Raw genomic sequence first — 5,623 nt, forward strand, 5'->3', positions numbered from 1 at the left:
GTCTCAACGACCTTCTGAAGATTGGCAGATGTCATCGGCTTGAGCTGGTGGTCGGAAGTCAGCAAAATTTTCAGTGATGTGCCCGGTGTGGGTTTGGGGGCGAGCGTGAATACCTTACTGCTAACGCTCGTACCATCTTCCCGCAGACTGGTGACGCGATAAGAAACTCGCGTGCCAGGAGTCAACCCAGTCACCTCTGCTTCGTGCCGCCAGATGTCTCGGCTGGTTGGCTGCTGGTAAATCTGACCGTCTTGAGTCTGATTTCCTACCCGCGATTGACTATCCTCACGAGTGCGGCTGAGTTTGGTGGTACTGGCGACGACACTGCGAGCCAGATTCTCACCGTAGGCGACACGATGCTCACCAGCAAACTCAGTAAACCACACGACTCGCACGCTTGTTTCGGTCGGCAGTTGTAGAAAGGGATCGGTTAGCAGCTGGGGTTGAGATGTCATAACTGGCTGCTTAGTTAATAGGACAATTATTAGGGTAAGCGATGTCACAACCAGAAAAATAGCTGCCGTCAGCAGAGAGCGGCTGGTTAAACGTCTGAGCATAAGCGATCGCTCCACAGCAATAACCGCAATACAGGCTCCCTACACATTAAGCCATGAGCTTCTATGACAGTAATGAGCGATTTTATCTCCCTCAGGAGAACTCGCCCCTTTCAACTTAACGGATTCTGCCGGACTAATCGGAGTGGCGGGATTCGAACCCACGACCTCAGCTACCCCAAAGCTGCGCGCTACCAACCTGCGCTACACCCCGGCACAGTCTTATATTCTATATCAGCTTTTTTAAAGCTGTCAAGATGCAATCAGAAAACCTTTAACATTTGAGCCGCTTGCATCAAACCCGGTACTGCTGCTTCATTCCAGCTACCCTCACCCCGCCGTCCCGTGTGGAGAATGAAGCGAAGGCTGTAAGCATGGGGGTAGCCCTCCACTTCCATCCAAAGTAAGTCGCTTTCAGTTTCGCAGGCGATTTTCTCCTCATCCATCAACTCAGTCGCGATCTGGCTCATACTTTCTGCCAATTGCGCCAGCAAGCGACAAAACTCATTTAACTCTGCCTCTGTCAGCTCTATCGCCCAATCATCCCCACCAACTAACCCTTTAAACTCAGTCGTGTTAGGGTTCCAGCCAATGCGCCAGCCAACTCCACTTTTGATGAGACGTTCCATAAAAGTCATTAAAAATCAAAAACTAAAGCGCTTTTCTTACATTTTTAGTTTTTAATTTTTCATTACTTGAGTAACTGAGCATCTCCTGGCTGAGGCAGTGATAGCCCTCCACTGGGTTTGGGTGCTGCCTGTGGCTGAGGTGAAGCGCTGGGAGAAGGTACGGGTGCCTGCTGCTGAGAATTGGGAGTGAATAGACTCACGAGGACTTGAACTAAGGCGTCTCGTTGCGCTCGATTCAGACGTTCAATGACCGCGCGATCGCTCTGCATGGGATTTTTCTGCAACGTATCATAACCCGGATATAGCGACTCCTGGATTAGTTCGTTTGCGCCCAGATAGTCCGCCAAGGTCAGTTTCCAGTCCAGCCGATAATTGGGCGGACGTGATTTTACATAAACGTGATACCGGATGATGCGCCCCACGAGCGTATTTTCCGATGCCTGCTTGCCAGTTTCCTTGCTGATATATTGATTTTCTAGCGGCAAATCCGGTAGGCGTTGATAAACTTGCCGCCAGACATCCTGAGTTCCGTACATCTGGGCAATCGCAGGCTGTTCGGAAAGATGAAAAAGCGAGGATGAAGGATGAAAGATGCTTCCCCAAGGAAATAAAAACAGCGCCGTTAGAGAGGCAACGGCAAAACGTAGCATTCGCTTGGGAAATTTTCTGGTTTGTCGCTTCATCTTGCTTGTTGTTTTTTATCTAATCGCCAATAATTTCCGGTTGCGTTAGCTCATCGGACATTTCCAGAATCGCCCGCAGCACTGGCTTCATCATCGGATCGTCAACATTATCAAAGTCTTCATAGCGACGGCGCTTAGCGCGATTCGCTACTTGAACGGTAATCCGGTAGCGATTGGAAGCAGCACTCACCAGCTCTTCAGCCCGGAGTAAAACTTCGGTTGTATCAAACTTGAAACGCTTTTGCATCACGTTGGATTAGTTGTTAATTGTTGTTCGTGAGTAGCGGCGCACAGTCGCGCGACCCTCCTGTCACCTTGCACCCTTCAGTCTAGCAGGAGTCCCCAATTTTTGTGGCTGTTAGCATCGCCCGGAGATTCACTGAAGAATTTCTTTCAAGACAAAGAATCGTTTAATATTATGTAGATTCTTATCAATCTATCTATATCATTCTGAAAATAAGTTCGAGATTACAGTCCATGCAAACCCTTGTCCCTCCTACGATTAAGCCGTTTCCTGAAAGCGATCGCCATCCTCTGAAGCTTGTAGCACTGGGAGACAGTCTTGTTTATGGATTCGGCGATCCGGAAGGTGGCGGGTGGGTAGAGCGGCTGCGGCGTCGCTGGATGCTGCCGGATAGTCCGGGACACGTTCTCTACAATTTGGGTGTCCGGGGTGACGGCATCAGCCAAGTGCAACAGCGGTTAGAGCAGGAGTTTCGCCATCGCGGTGAGCTTAGAAATCGCGTACCCGATGCAATTATTCTATCAGTCGGAGTCAATGATTCGGCTCGGCTAGCTCGACCGACTGGGCGGAATTTTACTGACTTTGAAGTTTTCAAAACAGAAATGGCGTTGTTGCTAGAGCGATGTACTCAGAGCGCAACTGCAACGCTAACCCAAAGATTCTGTCCGGTACTCTTTGTGGGAATGGTGCCAGTCGATGAAGCGAAAATGCCATTTCTCGACTGTTTTTATTACAATCACGCCGATCAATATCGCTATAAAGAAGCAACGCGGTTAGCGTGTCAGGCGCGACAGATTCCTTATCTAGATATTTTCGAGCTGTGGATGAATCGGGGTGAAGATTGGTGGCGATCGCATCTTACTGAAGACGGACTCCACCCCAATGTTGCAGGCTATCAGGCATTGCTCCAAGATGTCCTCAACTGGGAGCCAATGCAACAATTGGCGAACGACAGTTTAGCGACAGCCTAAGCTGTCTCGCGTAGCAATACCCGTTACTGGGTTCACACCTTCTGCTCGCTGACAGAGTTGAGCCACTTCGTAGCGGTCAATTAGTGCATCCGTAAAATCAGCGCCCGTAATGATGGTGTCGTAAAAGCGAGTCCGCGTCAACGTTGCTTCCGCTAAAATCGCGTTGGTTAAATTAGCCTCATCCAACGTTACTCGGTCTACCAAAGCCCCAGTCAGGTTTGCTCCTTCCAGATTTGCTTTTAATAACACGCCCTTGGTGAGAATCGCATTGGTAAGGTCAGCTCCCTGGAAGTTTGTTCCTCGCATTTCAGCTGCGACAAATACACCACCAACTAAATCAGCATTCGAGAAATCCCGATTTTCCAAATTAATATTGGTGTAATTAATTGTCCCTGCCTGAGCAAAAGCAGGAGTAGCGCTCAACATCACCCACAGCCATGCCAAAGCTAATAGCAAGATACCGCTAAGCACGCGCACCACAAAATTTTTAATTGCTTTTGAAGTTAAAGGTTGCATAGGATTAATCAAAAATTTAAAAAGCAAGTTGTTCTTTTTAAGGCTCTCCAGCTTCGTCTGCAATCAAAGATAAAAATAAGGCAGCTTTTCAATTTTTTATTGTACATTTTTCATTGTATCGAGCCAGTCTTCACCCACTCGTAGGGTAATCTCAGATTCCAAATCACCGATAGAAGCCGCTTCAATATGACCGACGCCCAGCACTCTTTTCAAAGCCGCTGCTTTTGTTAAATCGCCTTGCTGGACAATAATTTGGGTTTGGCGTTCGCGGTCGGGCCAATCATTGACAACATAAACATTTACAAATCCCTTCGCCGCCAGATATTCAGAAACGCGATAAGCGATACCAGGCTGCTCGGTGGCATTTTGGATTGCGATTCTCAGGGTGCTAAGAGAACGGCTTTCCTCTACAGAGGCAAGAGTCGTTTCTTGCCCAAAATATTGGCGCATGATGCGATCTCTCCCCTCGGAATCCAGAATCCAATAGCTAGCAATGTACTCCTGGGGGTCGCTGAATCGACCGGGCAACAACACCATTTTGAAATCATCTTGCTCCAAGTTGATGCCAAAATTTGCCAGCGCTAGGGTTTCTTCTAAGCTGAGATTCGTGTCAACGTACTTCCACATCACCCGGATCAGTTGAGGCAAGCGAGGCAATACGGCTGGGTTCGTCAGACGCTGCCGCAACGACTTGAGAAGGGCTTGCTGTCGCTGCACCCGACCAATATCGCCGTTCTTGTCATTCCGGAACCGCGCAAACTGTTCTGCTTGGTCGCCATTGAGAGTTTGCCAGCCTGGGGAAAGATCGATTTTGAGTTTTTGGGTTTCGTCTACATAGGACATCTGGCGAGGAACAAATACCTCAATGCCGCCCACCAAATCCACCAACTCCCGAAAGGCATCGGTGGTGACTCGCACGTATCGATCGATCTGGACGTTGTTTAGGGTACGGCTGACAACTCGTGCGGATAAGGCTGCGCCCCCGTTGACATTCGCCTGGTTGATCTTGTTAAAACCAACGCCCGGAATTTCCACTCGCGTATCTCGTGGAATGGAAAGCATTTTTACTGAATGGTCAGTCGGGTCTAACCGCAACAGCAGCATCGTATCGCTGTTGCCAGTGAAATTATCCGGCGAATTATCTGGTGAGTTGTGGAGGCGGTCAATTCCCATAACCAGGATATTGACGGGTCGCGCCAGACGGTACTGAAAACCTCGACCCCATCCCTCAGTCGCGGTCTTTTCTCCTGGAGTCTGGGAGGCAACGATCGGCGACAAAGGGGTAATCAGTGCTAAAGTTGCTCCCACTGTGGCAGAAACTGTTGCTGTAATGAGAAAGACAGCGATCCATAACAAGCGCCGCCCCAAGTTGTTTTTTTGGGGCGAAACCTCATTTGCCACATCGCTTGTCTGCGATTGGGGTGAGGTATCGGAATCGTCATCAACGGCATCTGTACGGGGTTCCTGCTGATTGCCAGAACCTTTAGACATTTCGTGGTCTGGACTGGTTTGAGACTGTTTGATACCTTCTTCCACGTTTACCTCATCACCACAACCGCAGACTATATGTATCTTTCTGGAGACTTATTTCCAAGGTGGATTATAACTTCAGGTTCTCCATCTCCCAAAGGAAATGACATTGCAGCGGTACCTTAAGCTTGCTTCTACAGGTTGGTTTCTACAGAAAGTTGGGAGAAGTTGCACAAGGCGTTTGATCGGGAGCAAGCACAAAGGTTAAACAGCGATCGCGATCGCGTCAAGGTTAACATAGAGCCGAAAACAATAGGCTAAAGCCAAAAATGAACCAATCGCTAATACCTGTCATTCTCGCCGGTGGTAAAGGGGAACGCTTCTGGCCTCTCAGCCGCAAGCACCGACCCAAGCAGTTTTTAAGTTTGGATGGCAGCGGTAAGAGTTTACTGCAAGCAACTGCCGACCGGCTGTTATCTCTGGCTGGAGGCTGGGAGAAGCTATGGGTCGTTACTTCGGCTTTGCTGGCAGATGGGGTGAAAGAACAACTGCCCCA

At 49.1% G+C, this 5,623-nt stretch carries 8 protein-coding genes and 1 tRNA gene; 2 read left to right on the top strand and 7 right to left on the bottom strand.

The annotated features are described in order from the left end of the window. The 5 genes from H6F50_RS06540 to H6F50_RS06560 all read right to left on the bottom strand — a co-directional run. Positions 1-557, bottom strand: a 557-nt coding sequence (locus H6F50_RS06540) for a fibronectin type III domain-containing protein (protein ID WP_199292019.1), incomplete at its 3' end; no start/stop codon positions are given. 137 nt (positions 558-694) lie between these two features. Next, a tRNA-Pro gene (locus H6F50_RS06545) sits at positions 695-768 on the bottom strand. Positions 769-817: 49 nt separating this feature from the next. Next, positions 818-1,183 (bottom strand): DUF1818 family protein, encoded by a 366-nt coding sequence (locus tag H6F50_RS06550; RefSeq protein WP_190416142.1) that lies wholly within the window; start codon positions 1,181-1,183, stop codon positions 818-820. A 62-nt stretch (positions 1,184-1,245) separates the two neighbouring features. Next, on the bottom strand, positions 1,246-1,866 hold the full coding sequence (locus tag H6F50_RS06555) for a hypothetical protein (protein ID WP_190427724.1): 621 nt from the start codon (positions 1,864-1,866) through the stop codon (positions 1,246-1,248). A gap of 19 nt (positions 1,867-1,885) precedes the next feature. Then, positions 1,886-2,113, bottom strand: coding sequence for a DNA-directed RNA polymerase subunit omega (locus H6F50_RS06560; protein ID WP_190416141.1), 228 nt, complete (start codon positions 2,111-2,113; stop codon positions 1,886-1,888). Positions 2,114-2,343: 230 nt separating this feature from the next. On the opposite strand from H6F50_RS06560, the gene H6F50_RS06565 reads away from it, so the two are divergent. Then, the gene (locus H6F50_RS06565) at positions 2,344-3,081 is read left to right on the top strand and encodes a GDSL-type esterase/lipase family protein (protein WP_190427725.1); all 738 of its coding nucleotides are present in this window, start codon (positions 2,344-2,346) and stop codon (positions 3,079-3,081) included. On the opposite strand, the gene H6F50_RS06570 is transcribed toward H6F50_RS06565, so the two are convergent. Both H6F50_RS06570 and H6F50_RS06575 read right to left on the bottom strand, forming a co-directional pair. Continuing rightward, the gene (locus H6F50_RS06570) at positions 3,067-3,573 is read right to left on the bottom strand and encodes a pentapeptide repeat-containing protein (protein WP_190427732.1); all 507 of its coding nucleotides are present in this window, start codon (positions 3,571-3,573) and stop codon (positions 3,067-3,069) included. The two genes, H6F50_RS06565 and H6F50_RS06570, sit on opposite strands and share 15 nt — an antisense overlap. Positions 3,574-3,693: 120 nt before the next feature. Beyond that, positions 3,694-5,133: an LCP family protein gene (locus tag H6F50_RS06575; protein ID WP_347277139.1), complete on the bottom strand. Its 1,440-nt coding sequence runs from the start codon at positions 5,131-5,133 to the stop codon at positions 3,694-3,696. A 263-nt stretch (positions 5,134-5,396) separates the two neighbouring features. Between H6F50_RS06575 and H6F50_RS06580 the strand changes: the two genes are divergently transcribed. Further along, positions 5,397-5,623 (top strand): sugar phosphate nucleotidyltransferase (locus H6F50_RS06580; RefSeq protein ID WP_190427728.1); only part of this gene is annotated, 227 nt, incomplete at its 3' end.

The sequence above is a fragment of the Coleofasciculus sp. FACHB-712 genome (genome assembly GCF_014695635.1).
Taxonomy (GTDB): Bacteria; Cyanobacteriota; Cyanobacteriia; order Cyanobacteriales; family FACHB-T130; genus FACHB-T130.